14 protein-coding genes are annotated in these 16,193 nt (G+C 42.7%); 4 read left to right on the forward strand and 10 right to left on the reverse strand.

Going from position 1 to position 16,193, the window contains the following annotated elements; all coding sequences use genetic code 11:
* Positions 1-56: 56 nt before the first annotated feature.
* The 3 genes from G500_RS0113465 to G500_RS0113475 form a co-directional block, all read right to left on the reverse strand.
* Complete coding sequence (locus tag G500_RS0113465) at positions 57-524, reverse strand: FKBP-type peptidyl-prolyl cis-trans isomerase (protein WP_027002933.1); 468 nt, start codon at positions 522-524, stop codon at positions 57-59.
* A gap of 258 nt (positions 525-782) precedes the next feature.
* The gene (gene pfkA, locus G500_RS0113470; RefSeq protein WP_027002934.1) at positions 783-1,754 is read right to left on the reverse strand and encodes a 6-phosphofructokinase; all 972 of its coding nucleotides are present in this window, start codon (positions 1,752-1,754) and stop codon (positions 783-785) included.
* 35 nt (positions 1,755-1,789) lie between these two features.
* On the reverse strand, positions 1,790-2,653 hold the full coding sequence (locus G500_RS0113475; protein ID WP_027002935.1) for a universal stress protein: 864 nt from the start codon (positions 2,651-2,653) through the stop codon (positions 1,790-1,792).
* Between the two features lie 458 nt (positions 2,654-3,111).
* Between G500_RS0113475 and G500_RS0113480 the strand changes: the two genes are divergently transcribed.
* Positions 3,112-4,179, forward strand: coding sequence for a CNNM domain-containing protein (locus G500_RS0113480; protein ID WP_027002936.1), 1,068 nt, complete (start codon positions 3,112-3,114; stop codon positions 4,177-4,179).
* Between the two features lie 150 nt (positions 4,180-4,329).
* Entirely contained in the window at positions 4,330-5,250 is a 921-nt protein-coding gene (locus G500_RS25135; protein WP_027002937.1) for a CHAD domain-containing protein, read from the forward strand.
* A 202-nt stretch (positions 5,251-5,452) separates the two neighbouring features.
* Here G500_RS25135 and G500_RS0113490 read toward each other — a convergent pair whose 3' ends face one another.
* From G500_RS0113490 to G500_RS0113520, 6 genes are all read right to left on the reverse strand, one after another.
* A complete protein-coding gene (locus tag G500_RS0113490; protein ID WP_051203611.1) occupies positions 5,453-6,589 on the reverse strand; it encodes a cytochrome-c peroxidase in 1,137 nt (378 codons plus the stop codon).
* Positions 6,590-6,676: 87 nt separating this feature from the next.
* Positions 6,677-9,094, reverse strand: coding sequence for a T9SS type A sorting domain-containing protein (locus tag G500_RS25140; protein WP_154657160.1), 2,418 nt, complete (start codon positions 9,092-9,094; stop codon positions 6,677-6,679).
* 202 nt (positions 9,095-9,296) lie between these two features.
* Entirely contained in the window at positions 9,297-10,391 is a 1,095-nt protein-coding gene (gene lpxK, locus G500_RS23515) for a tetraacyldisaccharide 4'-kinase (protein WP_245574490.1), read from the reverse strand.
* Positions 10,321-11,523 carry a glycosyltransferase family 4 protein gene (locus G500_RS0113510; RefSeq protein WP_027002939.1) on the reverse strand — a complete coding sequence of 401 codons (1,203 nt, stop codon included), beginning with the start codon at positions 11,521-11,523 and terminating at the stop codon, positions 10,321-10,323. The genes lpxK and G500_RS0113510 overlap by 71 nt, the downstream gene beginning before the upstream one ends.
* A gap of 22 nt (positions 11,524-11,545) precedes the next feature.
* On the reverse strand, positions 11,546-12,244 hold the full coding sequence (gene lipB / locus G500_RS0113515) for a lipoyl(octanoyl) transferase LipB (protein WP_027002940.1): 699 nt from the start codon (positions 12,242-12,244) through the stop codon (positions 11,546-11,548).
* A gap of 3 nt (positions 12,245-12,247) precedes the next feature.
* On the reverse strand, positions 12,248-12,835 hold the full coding sequence (locus G500_RS0113520; protein ID WP_027002941.1) for an SPOR domain-containing protein: 588 nt from the start codon (positions 12,833-12,835) through the stop codon (positions 12,248-12,250).
* Positions 12,836-13,132: 297 nt separating this feature from the next.
* On the opposite strand from G500_RS0113520, the gene G500_RS0113530 reads away from it, so the two are divergent.
* Together G500_RS0113530 and G500_RS23520 are read left to right on the forward strand one after the other, a co-directional pair.
* Positions 13,133-13,915, forward strand: a complete 783-nt coding sequence (locus G500_RS0113530) for a L,D-transpeptidase family protein (RefSeq protein ID WP_086047911.1) — start codon at positions 13,133-13,135, stop codon at positions 13,913-13,915.
* Between the two features lie 2 nt (positions 13,916-13,917).
* Complete coding sequence (locus G500_RS23520; protein WP_211220160.1) at positions 13,918-14,787, forward strand: 4Fe-4S binding protein; 870 nt, start codon at positions 13,918-13,920, stop codon at positions 14,785-14,787.
* A 13-nt stretch (positions 14,788-14,800) separates the two neighbouring features.
* Here the strand turns inward: G500_RS23520 and G500_RS0113540 are convergent, their stop codons facing one another.
* A complete protein-coding gene (locus G500_RS0113540; RefSeq protein ID WP_051203603.1) occupies positions 14,801-16,024 on the reverse strand; it encodes a proline dehydrogenase family protein in 1,224 nt (407 codons plus the stop codon).
* Positions 16,025-16,193 lie beyond the last annotated feature (169 nt).

The raw sequence follows: 16,193 nt of genomic DNA on the forward strand, positions 1-16,193 counted from the left end.
CTTTGACAAAGTTGAGTGATTTTGTGGTTGTTCAAAAACAAACGAAATGCCACAGCCTACCAATCGGGCAATAAGTCGGCTGCATTTTCTTTGTTGATGCTCACCAAAGCGATTTTGAAAATAAGCGTTTTTCCTGCTAAATCGTGATTGGCATCAAGAAGAATAGAAGTTGCGGAAACCTCCGTTACGCGGACGGGAAACTGTCTGCCGTCGGGGGTATTGAGCGCAAGCTGGTCGCCTACTTCGGGGTGCAAATCGGGCGGCAAGTCCTGACGTGGCACCTCGATAAAGCGATTCGGGTCTACGTCGCCATACGCCATAGCAGGCGGCAAGGTAATGGTTTTCTTTTCGCCCAAAGTCATGCCCAAGACGGCATGGTCAAAACCCGGAATCATTTGCCCTGCACCTGCGGTAAATTCCAAAGGCTGCTTGCGCGGGATAGACGAATCGAAGATAGTGCCGTCTTCTAACGAGCCTTCATAATGTACGGCAATTAAATCGCCTTCCTTAACAGTAATAGACATATCACAAAATTTAAAAATGAATAAAACAAGAGCGTAGTGTTGGTGAATCAATGCATGAGAAGGCTTATCTTGCTAAAAGACTGATTTTGAGGCGATTAAACCCTTTTTTAGAAAGATTTTGAAAACTGCTCACAAATAGATTTGAAGCAAAGCCGCATCAAGTAACCCAACAAATGTAGGTATTTTTGAGCAAAAACGAAAATTTGAGCCAAACCAAAAGGTGCAGAAAGGGCAGTTCTGACCTCTCCAAAACGAGTCTTAAAGGCTTAGAATACGCATCATATCGAGTAAATCTTGGGGCTGTTCTTTTTTGCCCTTTATACAAGTTTCGAAAGGCGATAAGACAATTTTATTCGCAACCTCTCCTGCCATGACACAACGATGTCCCTTTAAAAGAGCCTCTGTCGCAGCCACTCCAAGCCTACTTCCCAATAGCCTATCTGCTGCCGTAGGTGAGCCGCCGCGCTGCACATGTCCAATATTGGTTACACGAAAGTTAAAATCAGGGATAAACTTTTGCACCTTTTCGGCTAAAATTTGCGCATTTCCAAGTGGGTCGCCTTCCGCTACCACAATGATAAGCGAAGTTTTGGCTTTTTCCAACATACCCCTAATGATTTGGACAACCTCCTCGATGGTTGTTTCCACTTCGGGTAGCATCACAATTTCAGCTCCGCCCCCTACCCCTGTCCAAAGGGCTATATCTCCACAATGCCTGCCCATTACTTCTATAAAAAAGCCGCGCTGCAAAGAATGAGCGGTATCGCGAATTTTGTCGATGGCATCTAAGGCGGTATTAACGGCTGTATCGAAGCCAATGGTGAAGTCTGTACCTGCCAAATCGTTGTCTATCGTACCGGGTGCGCCCACAATCGGCACGCCAAACTCTTGTGAAAAGACCTGCGCTCCCGTAAGTGTCCCTTCGCCTCCAATCGCTACCAAGCCCTCGATGCCTGCCTTTTGCAAATTTTCAAAGGCTTGTTTGCGAAATTCATAATCTAAAAAGGATTTGCTGCGTGCCGTTTTCAGGATAGTGCCGCCCTTTTGGATAATATTGCTCACATCACGCGAATGTAACGGTGTGAAATCGCCCTCCACTAAGCCATTGTAGCCGCGATAAATGCCGACGACTTCCACTTGATGGTAGAGTGCAGTGCGTACTACGGCACGAATACAGGCATTCATACCGGGCGCGTCGCCGCCAGAGGTGAGGACTGCTATTTTTTTCATAGTTTTTTCATAATTTTAGTTGGGATAGATTATTTCTACTTTTGTTTTAAAATCAAAATAGGAACTTGGCTATGAAAAGTCATCTCTTTGGTGCGGCTACGATGCCAGATATTTTCGAAAAAGCCACGCTGTTTTCTATACATCACCAAAATATCGATGGGCTGATGCTCCAAATACTCATCTATACCTGCGCGAAGGCTCTTTTCCGTTATCAAAACGAAGTCTAATTGGGCAGGGGTGAAAGTAAATTGTGTTTCGAGGGCATCTAATTTTTGCGCGTCCGCCAAAATGTTCTCCTCATCGGGGCTTACGTGCAGATAGGTGAGCTTGGCATTTAGCTTTTGGGCTAAAAAGCTCACAATTTCTACGCCTTTGGGGTCGGCTTGGGCAAAATCACCTGCATAGACAATATTTTCCCAACCCTCGAAACGCGCTGCTTCAGGCACTACCAAAATGGAAATGGGGGCTTTTTCTACCATATCCGCCGTAGTGCTGCCCATAAAGATACGCTCTACTGCACCTTTGCCCTTCGTACCCATGACCAAAAGCGTGATGTCGGCATTATTTTTCAAAATCTCTATGACGCGCTCTTCGGTATTGCCGTAAGTGATACTTGGCTCTATTTCCACTACACTTTGTCCCTCGCTGGAAGGCTCCGTTTGGTGTGCAAAACCGCTATATTTAGCGGCTAATTCCTGTATCTTTTGGGCGGCTTCGGCTTCTTTTTCGTGATACAGTTTATCAGAGAGATAGGCGTTGTTTGCCGAAGAGATTACTTTTTCTACGTTATGATGCAAAATGATATGACTTCCCAATAGTTGCGAAAGACTTACCGCATACGCTAAGGCACGCTCGGCATATTCTGAAAAATCAGTAGGAACAAGCAAATAAGCAGGCATGAGAATAATTTTAGTTTGAAAAAAGATTTGTTAGGCGAATGGAAAGCATAGAAAGGCGATATTTTGCCTTTCCAAACTGACGAAAGGTACGTTTTTTTTATCAAATTGTCAAGGCGCGTGTGAAAAGTAGAACAGACCGAATAACGGACAAGACGGCAGTCTATGCCCTGTCTTTTGCAGAAATGTTAAGTTCTGTGAAAAGCCTTGTTTTATCAAATTTGACACGAAATAAAATTTGGGCTAAACCCTATTTTTGGGGCTAAAAAAACTTTTTTGTTTCCATCTCACTGCGGACAAGGCATGCCTTGTCCCTACATTTGAATCTGATTTTTAGAATTTAACGTCATTCCCCTCTTTTGTAGGCTATTGATAAGTTTTGCTATCTTTGCCTTGTTTTTATGCCTACTTGTGCCTATCCTGTTACAATTTTTTAAAACTTTCCACTCTCTTTCTACGCCATGGTCTTACTTCTGGTATATCTTTTCATTGCCCTTTTCACTTCTTTTTTATGTTCAATTTTAGAAGCAGTCTTGCTTTCCGCGCCCATTCCCTATCTGAAATCGCGTGCCGAACAGGGGCAGGAAAGTGCCAAGACCTTATTAGAGCTAAAAGAAGACGTAGATAAGCCCCTTTCTGCCATTCTTTCGCTCAATACCATTGCCCATACCGTTGGGGCGGCAGGTGTGGGAGCGCAAGCAAATATCGTTTTTGGAGAAGCCTACTTCGGTATCGTTTCGGCAGTGCTGACGATTCTGATTTTGGTCGTTACTGAAATTATACCCAAGACCATTGGCGCAAATTACAACAAGGAATTAGTCGGTTTTGCTTCCAAAAGCATCAAATTTATGATTTTGCTAACCTACCCTTTGGTAAAAGTTTCTGCCGTCCTGACCAAACTTTTAGCGCGTGACGAAAAAGTGCCTACCGTTAGTCGTGAGGAAATTTCTACCTTAGCCACTATTGGCACACAAGAAGGCATTTTCGCCGATAAGGAAAATAAAATCATTCAGAATCTTATTCGCCTCAAACACATCAAACTTGCCGAAATCATGACTCCGCGCATTGTCTTGGTAATGGCAGAGGAAAAGATGAGCCTCGCTGATTTTTTGAAAAATAAAGACTTTCTGCATTTTTCGCGTATCCCCATTTTTGCAGAAAACAACCGCGACCACATTACGGGCTATGTTTTTAGGGAATTAGTCTTCGAAAAATTAGCCGAAGACGAATTTGACCTAACCCTACACGACATCAAGCGCGACATCCTTACCTTTTCGGGTCAGACCAATCTCTTTACTGCTTGGGAGGAAATGTTGGCGCGAAAAGAACACATTTCACTTATCTTAGATGAATACGGCGGCGTTGATGGTATCGTGAGTTTGGAAGATATTATCGAATCGCTCTTGGGCTTCGAAATTATAGACGAAAAGGATACCATTGCCGATATGCAACAATACGCCTTAGAAAGGTGGAAAAATAAGCAAAAAAAGTATCAAATTTTAAAATCAGATGAACCCAAACAAGAGTAAGTTTTGGGCGCAAGCCCCATTTGAACAAATAAAGACTTGAATGTTACGAAATAATTACATAACTTTGTAGGGTACGCAAAATGAGCCTGCCTATCTGCTCTTTTTCCTACCTCCTTTTTTTCAAATTCTGGTCTTTTAGATTTTTCAAACATGGGGCTTTCTATTCTACACAACGAACCACTCGAATTGGGCGTGAAGCGCGTTTTAGCCGAACGCCTGCACTTGGCACTGCAAACCCTGCAACTACAAACGACACAAGACAAGCACAAGGCAGTCCATGAAAGTCGCAAACGCATCAAAGAAATGCGAGGTATTTTGCGCCTAATTGCCAAAGAAGTAGAGAAAAAAGAGTGGAAGACCCTACAAAAGCACCTGCGACAAGCCGCGCACATTTTAGCACCCCTGCGTGATGCAGATTCGCAAATGGACACTTTTAGGAAAGTGGAAGTTTTTTTTGCCGCCTCCAATCAAAGCCAAACCATTCGCCCTTTTCTAAACAAAGCCTACAAAAAAATTAAGCAACACAGAAAAGAGCTAACCGCCCAATCTTTTCAAAATCCGCAAACAGATATTTTAAAACAAGCCCATCAAAAACTTGCGCTTTTACAGGAAAAATTCCATCAAATCACTTTTTCAAAACATTCTGCCGACATCTTTTTTCCTAATTTAGAAACCATTTATGGGCAGGCGCAAAAGCATTTGCGCAAAGCCTTAGAAGAAGATAGCTCTTATCAGTGGCATGAGTTTAGGAAATATGTCAAATATCTTTGGTATCAGGTGCAAGTTTTGGAGCAGGGCTGGACAAACCTACTACGTCCCTTGGGCGAAGAACTAAAAACGGTCGCTTCTCTTTTAGGCGAAGAGCATGATTTGTACCTTTTGATTCAAAATTTAGAACAAATCAAGACACAGTTGCCATCAGAAGGGGCAGAAACGATACAACATCTGCAAAATAAAATTTTGTTGCACCAGATAGAACTTCGACAAAAAGCCGCCTTTTTGGGAAAACGGCTTTTTGCCGAAAAAAGCAAAGCCTTTGCAGCACGCTTGGTTTTGTATTGGACAATGTAAAAAAAAAGCGCAGCTATAAGAGCCGTAGTGTTAAGTGCTGTAAAAAGCCTTTTTTTGACAAAATTTTGTCAAAATTTCTTGTCAAAATTGGTACGAAATAAAATTTGGACTTAAACCCTAAGGGTCTTGAAGACCCTTAGGGTTGGGGCATAGGGCAAGGCAATGTCTTGTCCCTACAAGAGAACTTCACAAGTCAGAACGCCTATTCAAAAGGATTTTGATACGCAGGATTTTGGATAAAGGTGCTATCAGTAAGCAGATGTAAAAAATTGAGAATATCTTGTTTTTCTTGGGGGGTTAGATGCAAGCGAATGGGAGCAGAAAAATCAGTGATAATTTCATTGCTCGCCTCGATAATCAGGGGTGAAAGTGTGGTGCTGTGCTGAATCCCCGAATCGTAATGCTCGATGACTTCTTCCAACGTTTGGAAACGCCCGTCGTGCATGTAGGGCGCAGTAAGGGCAATATTGCGCAAAGAAGGCGTTTTGAATTTGCCTCTATCGGCAGCAAGGTTGGTTACGCGCTGCAAGCCAAGTGCAAGGGTTGGGTCAGGCTCTAAGCCGTTATTATGAAAACCCTCAAATTCGAAGGGACTGCCCGAAGTAAGGTCGCCCAAATGACAATCGCCACAGTTGCCGCCTCTGATGCCTCTTTCTGGTTCGGGGTGTGTAAAGAAAAGTTGGATACCGCGCAATTCGCTGGCGGTGGGCTGATATTCTCCACGTTTGAAGCGGTCGTATTTAGAATCTTTGCTAACCAAAGTGAGCAAAAATTGGCTAAGTGCCTTCGAAATTTTTTCAGGTGTGATTTCTTTTGTACCAAAAGCCGCCTCGAATTTGGCAGGATAGAGGTCGGTTTGTGTTAATTTTTCTACGGTTTGCGCCAAAGTTTGGCTCATTTCAATGGGGTCTTGAATAGGCATTAAGACCTGATGGCGCAAGTCCTGCGCCCTGCCGTCCCACATCATACGCGACTGCCAAAGCAAATTGACCAAAGATGAAGCCCCAAATTGGGTCTTCTCACCACGCAAGCCCACCGACTGTGCCTTGCCGTCGGTAAAAGCCAATTCCTGTGCATGACAGGAGGCGCAAGAAATGGAATTGTTTTCAGAAAGGCGCGTATCGTAAAAAAGAAAACGCCCCAAATCTATTCCCTCGTAAGTGAGCGGATTATCAGCAGGTACTGTCGCATTTCCAAAATAAAGTATCTTTTCGAGCGGAAAACGCCCCGTAGGTTTTTGGGGCGCAGGGTCTTCCTTTTCCTGACAAGCAACGGCAGAAAATAAAAACAGTGCCAGCGCAGCCACTAAATTTTCTATGTTCTTTTTTAGAAACTGCATTTTTCGAAAGTTGTTTTTTATGATTTCAAACAATAACGATACGATATAGGCTTATTTTGGGGAGCAGCAAGGATTTTTTAAGGATTTTTAGCGAATAAATTTTACCTGTGTCCGAAAATTAGCCCCCCTGACCTCTGCCACATAAGTCCCTTTTGCCAAAAAGGAAAGTAGGGCTTGCGTTTCGGTTTTGCCTTTTTCGAGCGTTGTTTCGAAAACTTTGCGCCCCATCATATCATAGACCAAAAGCCAATGACTTTGGGTAGGATTTGCATTTTTAAAATGCAGCGTTTCGTCGGTCTGATAGTAATAGAGCAAGGGCGCGTTTTCTTTCCCTATCCACACGCCAATAACGGGCGAATAGGCATAAGAACCTGCCCAATCTACTTGTTTCAGACGGTAATAGTGCCAACCCTGTTGCAATTCGTAATCGGCAAACTGATAATTTTGGTTTTGCGAAGTTGTGCCTTTCCCCTGCACAAAGCCTAAGATTTGGAAGTTTTGCTCATCAAAACTGCGCTCTACATAAAATCCGCGATTGTCGCTCTCGCTCGAAGTTTGCCACAAAAGTAGGTTGTGGTCTTGGCGATTTTCTACCTCAAAGCGCGTTAGCTCTACGGGAAGCGGAATTTCACAAGAATTAAATTGCGATTCGGTGATAGGGGCAGGGCAGTTGTCGGGATTTGCAGAAGCCGTAAAGTTGAGCTGCACATCTAAGGAAGGCGGGTTTCCGATAGGTATGATTTGATAAGTAACAAAGACACGCCGCTTGACAATGCCTGCGGCATCAATGAAAGTGCCTGTATCCACGATATAAGAAGCAAGGTCGGGGTGTGGCGCAAAGGTATAGTTGGGGTCGGCAATGCTCTGTTGAAGGACATAATTGATGCTTGCCCCATCAAATTTATCATCGGAAAAGACCACTTCAAAGGTAACTAACAAATCATCTGCCGACTCACAAAGGTCGCCTGCCGAATTTGCAGATAGCTCAAAAGTGGTATTATCTGCCACAAAATTCACCACTTGGTCTTGACTTTCCTGAATAAAAAACCAAGTGTTAATGGTGCGATTGTTTCCAAAATTACTGCCCAAAGTCCAATTATGGGCAGGGCTAACTGCTCCTGCTAATTGCACCGTTCCCCCAACGGCACTGTCGTCCCAATACAAACGCGGAGGCGGAGGTCCCAAAGGGCGCACCAAAGCCACAGTATAGCCGTTGGGGTGTCCTTCTACGTCAAAGAGTGGCAAATGTGTGAGTCCTAATTGCAGACGCGCTCGCAAGGGAATATTCGTACCCGTCGGCACAACATTGCCGCAACCATCTAAACCGTCCCAAGAGATGGTATAAGTGCCAGCAGTAGGCGCGTTAAAACCCAAGAGCCTATCTTTGCTATTAAAATTATAGCTTCCATTTCCTGCATAAACAGGCGAAGCACAGTTATTATTGGTATCATCTAAATCTAAAAGCACTTCTATAAAACCGGGCGCATTGATGGTCAGACTAATTTCGTAATTGGTACAAAGAGTTACTTCTACTTCGGGCGGGTCTAAGGTAGGAATGACACCTGTGGGATACACATTGGGGTCAGGGTCATTGAGAAAAATAGGATATTCAGGGCGCGTAGAATTGACCGCCACCGAGCGTCTATCCAAGACTACGTCGCCTGTATTGTTTGTACCTGTGGAATTACAACTGATGACAAAACCAAAAGGCTGCATGCCGTTGAAATCTACCGAAAGCACAATTTGGTCAGGCGTATAAACAAATAAAGTTGCTAAAAAAGGGTTTGCACTCCCCATCATATTTACGTCCCAAGCCTGCGAATAGACACGCCCATTGATGGCTGCTCCTGTGTTGGGTGTGCCAGCGGCTACGTAGTTTCCTGCATTGTTGCCAAAAGCCCCTACGCCTGTCGCTACGGTGATGTCAAAAAAGCGAATCCCTGTTTTGTTGGTAGGCGTAACAGTAGGGTCTGCACCTCTATTAAATTCTACCCACCAGTCGCCGCTTTGGTCAGGGTCTAAATAAAGCGCGTTGTAGCCTGCTGCTCCTGCAAGTTGGGCGGCACCTGCTACCGCTTGGGCATGGGTATCGATAAAACCTGCTCCTGCATTGGGAATGAGTACATTATCATAGCCTGCAAAAACAGTCCCGTCAGGGCGGCGAATCCGAAAACGAAGGCGGTTGTTGTTTCCGTTGTTCCAATTTGTACCATTAAAATCATCCCCCCCATTAAAAGTTCGTCCAAATCCGAAATAAACAATTTCGTTTGTATGGTCATCTACATGAAAATACAGACGCTTCTCCGCAGGGGCATTGTAGGTAAAAGAATTGCGCAAAGGGTCATTGTTGTCCCAAATTTGGATAATAGTTGGATTTGCAGCGTTAGGCATCAACTGGGCAGTGCCTTCTGCCTTCATCAAATTAGGTGAAAAAGAAAGCAGGAGCAGAAGCGTTCCCAAAATTGAAACCGACAGATTTTGAAGGGGAATGATAGACCTATTCATATTGTAGTAGGGGCAAGAAAGTAAAAGAGGCTTGTCTTTTTGAAAGTCAATTTCGGCTGTGGTATATTATACAAAGATGCTGCAAAAAAGTTTTAGTAGCAGGTCTTATTTCACAAAAAAACAACAAAATTGTACTTTTCCAAGACGGGCGAAATGTAAGATTGTCCCTTATTTTGTTCTTTGCCTTGCTCGCTACCCAAAGTTAAGATAGGAAACGCACCTGAATCGGAACAAAATAGAGGGTGATGTTTAGACCCGTCGAGCAAAGCAAAGGTTTAATCCGCATTGCATCTTTTTCTGTCGTAAAAATGGGACAGATGTAAGTTTTTTGCAAAGTTTCAAGCCGTCTTAGGTCGGCTTCTCCAAATTGGTAATGGTCTTGATAATCAAGATGTTGTACAATTTCAAAACGCTGACTCAAATAGTCGTAAAAGGGTTTTGCATTTGCAATTCCTGTTAGCAAAATAATCTTAGAAGCAAGCGGAACAGTATTTATTGCTGTGCTTTTTGTAAAAAGCAACGGCTCTCCATAGTCGTAGGTTGAAAATAAAATAGGAATCTGGTGTTTGCTATACTTAGAAACGGCTTGTCTTATCTTTTGTTTGTTATCAAAACTTAAATCGGGCGGACATTTCGTTATCAGAACGCCATCGGCGCGTTTGGCTTGGTGTCGCTTTTCGCGCAAAAGACCCAAAGGCAGGAGCGAATCTGTATAAAAAGGACGGGTGTAGTCGGAAAGTAGCCAATAAAAATCTGCCACTACTCGATGGTGCTGGAAAGCATCATCTAAGATAAGTAGTTCAATATCAGGCACTTGACTTAAAAGCTGCTGCACCCCTACCCAACGGTTTTCGGCTACTGCCACCACCACCTTTTCAGGATTTGCGCTCCACCTTTCCACATACAATTTTGGCTCGTCCCCAATCTCAAACGCCGTATGTTGCGGATTTGCCAAAATAAAACCTTTGCTCTTTCGCCCATAGCCACGCGAAAGTATCGCCACTTTTTTCCCCTCTTCAAGGGCTTGATTGACAAAATAAATGGTATGCGGCGTTTTTCCCGTTCCTCCCACTGTTAGATTGCCAATACAAAGGCTTTTGATGGGAATATGATGTCTTTTTTTGATTTTTTTTTCATATAAAAATCTATGCAACCAAGCACCGCTCCCCCAAAGTAGCGAGAGCAACCAAAGCAAAGGGAAGGCTATTTTTTTGAGCAGACGCATCTTAATCTTTTGTTTTGAGATAGCGGTACAAACGACTCCACTGTTTTTGTTTTGTGAAATATTTTTGCGCAATTTTTTGTCCTCTTCTGCCCATCTTTTTTCGCATTTGAGGCGACATCTCCTTGATTTTGATAATATTTTGCAGCAAGCCTTCATAATGTTTGGGCTTCGAAACCAAACCTGTCCCCGTTTTTTCCAAAATATCAGCCGCCTCGCCTACCCCACAAAGCAAGATTGGCAGCCCCACTGCCAAAGCCTCGTAAATTTTAGACGGCACAGTGCCATAGACATATTGCTTTTGCGAAATAAGAGCCGCATCATAATCCGCTAAAATCGTCGCAATTTCTTTTTGTGGTAGAGCAGGATAACAAAAAATGGCAGCAGGAAAACGTTGGGCAAGTTTTTTAATCTTTGATTTTTCTAATCCTCCCCCGTATATATGCAATTCTACTTGATTTTTTTCCCAATCTATTGCCTCAATCAATTCTGCCAAGCCCTGCACCAAGCCCAAAAGTCCTGCATAGACGATTTTAAATTTATGTGTAGTATCATACCTTTTTTTAGGTCTAAAAAAATGAACATCTACTCCTGTGCGGTACAAAATCGCTTCCTTTTCAGGCGCAAGCCACCGTATTTGTTGGAGAATTTCGCGCGATTGTCCGATACAAAAAATCGCTTGTTGGTACATTTTTTTTTCTCCCCTTCTCAAAATTTGATGCAAGAAGCCTTCTTTTTTCAAAATTTCTAAATCAACCAAGACCTGCGGATATAAGTCGGAAAGATTAAGGACGTAAGGAATTTTCCAAAAGTTTGCCCAAAGTGCCACTCCCATTGCCGTAGGGAAAGGCGGACTTTGCAGCCAAATTTGGGCAGGGCGGCTCTTTTTTTTCAAAAAGAAAAGCCAAAAGGATAAGACCCAAAAATTAAATAATAGCACAAAAAACCGAAGTGCAATATTTTTAGTGGGACAAATGAAAGTTTTGTAGCGAAAAACACTTAAATTTGAATTGATATGAATTTGCTCATGCCAACCTTTTGTCTTAAAATGGGCTGCCATCTTGCCCTCTGGATAGCTCGGATAGGGCGCAATTACCTCGACTTGATACCCTGCGGCGGCTAATTTTTCAGCCAAATACGCAATTCTATAAGCGCAAGCCCCTATTTCTGGTGGGTAGTTGGGCGTAATGAGCCAAATTTTTTTCAATTTTATCGCTTTTAGTAGTTCTTTAAATCAATTCCATCTCGAAGACCTCTGCCAAATGGTGTTTGAGGCGGGCTTCCACAGATGCCAATTCTATTTCCCTACCCAATTCTGCTGCCAAAGAAGTAACGGCTTTGTCTTCTATACCACAAGGGATAATATTTTTAAAATAGTTTAAATCTGTATTGACATTAAAAGCAAAACCATGCATCGTAACCCATTGGGTAGCCCGAATCCCGATGGCACAAATTTTACGCGCTCGCTCTTCTATTTCTGGCTCAATCCAAACGCCCGTATAGCCTGCATAACGCCCTGCCGCAATGCCGTAATCCGCCAAAAGTCGGATAACTGCCTCTTCGATAAAGCGCATATATTTATGCAAATCTTGGAAAAAATTGTCTAAATCTAAGATAGGATAACCTACCAACTGCCCTTGTCCATGGTAGGTGATGTCGCCCCCGCGATTGATGGCAAAATAAGCGATACCTTTTTCTTTCATTTCTGATTCAGAAATCAATAAATTTTTCAAAGAGCCGCTTTTGCCCAATGTATAAACGTGTGGGTGTTGGCAAAAAAGCAAATAGTTGGGCGTAGGTTTTTTTTCTACCTGCTGACGATTTTGCCTTTTTATTTCTACCACTTTTTTTAACAAATCTTCCTGCATTTCCCAAGCCTGCTGGTAAGGAATGAGTCCTAAGTGTTGAAATTCAACTTTTTTGTTCATTTTTTACTTGTATTTGGTCTTAAACTTCGACAAAGGCAAGGCTTCATTGACTAAAATTGCATTTGGGTAATCCTTTTGTACCCTTGCCATATCAGAAAGAGCCTCTGCGCGTGTGGCATATAAGCCAATCTTGACTCGATACAGGGGCTGGTCGTAAGTTAGGTCGGGCGAATTTCCTACCAAATTGCGCAAAGCCATCGCCTTTCCCTTTATCATTTCGGCTTCGGTGCGGTCTGTACCCGAAAAAAGTTGGATTCTATAACCCAAAACCTCCTTTTTCGCCGTGGCATTGTGTTGCGATAAGGTAGCAGTTAGGGCTTCCACATGCTCCAAATTAGAAGTAGGGGCAGGCAGGGTAGGCAAAGTTTTGATAGTGGGGACAACGACGGCAGTATTTTTAACTTCCTGTTTTTGAGCGGCAGCCGCTGCCTTATATTCGAAGCGAGGGCGAAAATTGGAGAGAGGCTCTATGTTTTCCACAGGCGAAGAAACGACTGTAGTTGTGGTGCTGGTGGTTTTACAAGCCGAAAAACTCGCCACAAAAAACAAGAGAAGGCTAATTTTTCCAAATAAAAAACGATTTGGGTTCATCTTGACAAAATTTAATTTTCAAAAATACGAAAAAAGAATCCCCTACCTTGCCCTTTTTGAGCAGTAGAAAACAAATATTTCGAAGTGCTGCTACAAAAATACGCTTTTTTCCGCTTTTTAGCTTGCCAAAAAAAGATTTTGCAGGTGCAAGTTATTGAAAAATTACGCCAAATCAAGTATCTTTGTGTGAGTGCCTATCTTGTATTTGATTTGCCGTTGGCTTAGGTTTGCGCTTATTAGAAAAAAATTTCATGTTTTATTTTCACATTTTCATTACATTTTTTAATTTTAAAAACTATGAAATTCAAATTATTCAATTCCCAAACGCTATATTTTTTCATCTTTTTAGCCTTAGTTGCTGTTTTTTTCTCACCTCTTTTCTCTACGGAAGGGCAGGATTTGAAAACAAGCCAACTGCAATATAAAAGAGTGCGCCAAGCCTATCAAAACCAAAAAGACTTTTTGAGTGCCATTTGCAAACAACATCAAATAGAGTTGCAGGAACTTGAAATTCTGATTCGCGCCTTCAAAGCCGAAGCACGCTTAGAAGTTTGGGGTAAAAACAAGAAAGAAGCAACCTTTCGCCTGCTAAAAAGTTATGAAATTTGCGCCTCTTCGGGTACTTTGGGGGCAAAGCGCAAAGAAGGGGATAGACAAGTACCCGAAGGCTTTTACCACATCAATCATTTCAACGCCGATAGCTTCTACCATTTATCTATGGGAATTAACTATCCAAATGCCGCCGACCGTTTTCATGCCGACAAAAAACGCCCTGGGGGAGCTATCTACGTGCATGGGTCTTGCGTTACGATAGGTTGTATTCCGCTCACAGACGAAAAAATAGAGGAGGTCTATCTTTTAGCCTTAGAAGCTCGAAACAATGGGCAAAAGCACGTACCTGTTTATATTTTTCCCTTTGAAATGAGCAATCAAAACTTAGAAAAATACAGTAAAATTTATTCTTCACAACAGGATTTTTGGAAAAATTTAAAAGTAGGATATGATTATTTTGAGCTACACAAAAAACTTCCTATTTTCAGTGTAGCAGAAGGGCTTTACATTTTCAACCTCAAACCTTAAATTTGCTCCCAATATTTATGCTTTTAGAAAATATGAACCACTATTTTAAAGCCATTTTTAGCACCTTCCAAACGCTCTTACAGGGCTTGCGTCTTACGCAAAGGCACTTCAATAAGGCTGCTTTTTCACCTGCACGCCAAGAATTTTCGCCGCCCTCTGCCTCTTATTTTCAGGGCGTTACGCCTCAATCAAGCCAAATAGAAACACTTAGGTATCCCTTCGTACTTCCTACCTTGCCCGACCATGCACGCCATAAATTACACAATGAAATAGACGATTGTATTGTTTGTAATAAATGCGCCGAAGTATGCCCCGTAGATTGCATAGAAATAGAGGGGATTCGCGCCACTGCACCCATTGGCACAACTTCAGACGGCACAAGTATTCGCATTTGGGCAGCGAAATTCAATATAGATATGGCAAAGTGTTGTTATTGCGGACTTTGTACGGCTGTCTGTCCTACCGAGTGCCTGACCATGACTCCCGATTACGACTGGACAACCCCCAACTTGATAGAAATGATAGTTCCCTTTTCAAAATTGAGCGAGGAAGAAGCCCAAGCCAAAAAAATGGAATTAGACGCTTTCAATGCCAAGAAAAAGCAGGCGCAAGAAAGCAAGGACGCTACCCCTACCAGCCCAGCTACACAAGCGGAAACGCCAAATCCGAAACCTATTTTAAAACCGAGCATTAAAATTAAACTCAATACGCCTTCAAAAGAAAACAAGTCAAATCCTGAAAGCCCCCCCCAAGAGGCAGAAAATGCGGCTTCTCCTTCTTTGGAAAAGAAAGAAAAGCCGCAGGGCGAAAGTTCTCAAAATAAAAAACCTGTCTTCAAAATCAAACTGCCACCGCCCAAAACAGAGGACTAAACTCCTTGATTTCCTATTGCTTGCGGCGTTGTGCTTCTTTTTTGACCAGCAAAAATTCGCGACTACTTTGTCCTGCAATGGAGGTGTTTTCCGCCGCCCGACGGAAAAGATAGGGCAAAACCGCCTTGACGGGACCATAGGGAACATATTTTGCCACATTGTAGCCTGCGGCAGCCAAATTGTAGGAAATATTGTCGCTCATTCCGTATAATTGGGCAAAGAAAACGTTGGGGTTGTTTTTGGCTATGCCATATTTTTCCATCAATAAAGTCAAATAATAAGAACTTAATTCGTTGTGCGTACCTGCACAAAGGGCAATTCGCTGCCTTTTTTCCATACAAAATTCGAGGGCAGCATTGAAATCGCGGTCTGTGCTGGCTTTATCGGGTTGCATGGGGTCGGGATAGCCTTTTTCTTTGGCACGATTGCGCTCTTTTTCTAAATACGCACCTCTTACTAATTTCACACCTACATAATAATTGCCTTTTACCGCTTCGCGATAGGCTTTTTTCAAATTTTCCAATCTATCAGCCACATACATTTGCAGGGTATTATATACAATGGCTTCCTCTTTGTTATACTTTTCCATCATTTGATAGGCTAAAGCATCAATCGTTCCCTGCATCCACGTTTCTTCACCATCAATAAAAATGCGGACTTTGTTTTCGTAAGCCGCCTTACAAATTTCATCTACGCGGCGTTGCAAGTTCTGCCAAGCCTCCTCTTCTTTTGCATCAAGCGGCTGCTGTTGCTGAATTTTGGTGAGCAAATCGGAAAAACCAATACCCGTAACTTTAAAGACGCAAAACGGAATTGCCTGACTTTCCCCTTTGGCACGTTGGATAGTGCGAATAATCTCCTCTTTTGTCTTTTCAAAACCCGCAGGCGACTTTTCACCTTCTACGGAATAGTCCAAGATAGTTCCGATACCACCTTGTGCCAACTTTTGTATAGAAAGTTCGCAATCCTCGATGCTTCTACCGCCGCAAAAATGACTAAATAGCGTCTTTCTCACTACCCATTCTACCATAGGTAGGTGCATTTTAAAGGCAAGTTGTAGGAATTTTGTACCAAAACTTACTAAACTATTTTGGTTCATCGACCAAAATAAAAGATACATTTTTTTCAATTCTGCACCAGAGCGGCTTGCAAAGGCAATTTGTGTATTTTCAAAAGACACATTTTTTTGGGCAGCAGCCACAATTTCGAGGGGTGAAAGCGTCGTGGAGGTAATCATTAGGTACGGAAAATAGCGAGAGAAAATAGCGAAGGAAAATAGCAAAGAAGAAGAGAAGAAAATCTATCAAGAGAGAATCTCCCTGCAAAAATACCAAAAATTACGCAACATTGTTTTCAAACTTTGGCAAAGGCAGGCAGCGAGCAGGGGAATTTATCCAAAAAAAAAC

Source organism: Hugenholtzia roseola DSM 9546 (genome assembly GCF_000422585.1).
Lineage (GTDB): Bacteria > Bacteroidota > Bacteroidia > Cytophagales > Bernardetiaceae > Hugenholtzia > Hugenholtzia roseola.